This window comes from Thauera phenylacetica B4P (assembly GCF_000310225.1).
Taxonomy (GTDB): Bacteria; Pseudomonadota; Gammaproteobacteria; order Burkholderiales; family Rhodocyclaceae; genus Thauera; species Thauera phenylacetica.
Genome location: NZ_AMXF01000654.1, coordinates 1 through 262 on the forward strand (window position 1 = coordinate 1; position 262 = coordinate 262).

Consider the following 262-nt stretch of genomic DNA (forward strand, 5'->3'; position numbering starts at 1 on the left):
GGACTCGCCCGCCGGGGGGCGCAGGCCGCCGCCCGGGCACTCGCGCGCGCACGCGGAGAGCTCGCCGATCCCCGCCCCTGGTTCGAGGCGCCGCTGCGCTTTCGCCACAGCCTCGCCCTGCCCGCGCCGGAACTGCACGCCGAGGCCCTGCTCTTCGCCGCGCGCCGCCTCTTCGCCAGCCTCGCCGCCTGGCTCGATGCGCGCCACGCGGCGATCGACCGCTTCCGCCTGCGCTTCGGCCACGGCTCCCGCGCCCCCCCCC

1 pseudogene is annotated in these 262 nt (G+C 80.2%); it reads left to right on the top strand.

Going from position 1 to position 262, the window contains the following annotated elements:
• Nucleotides 1–262: pseudogene (locus tag C667_RS24135) on the top strand (Y-family DNA polymerase); the annotation flags it as partial.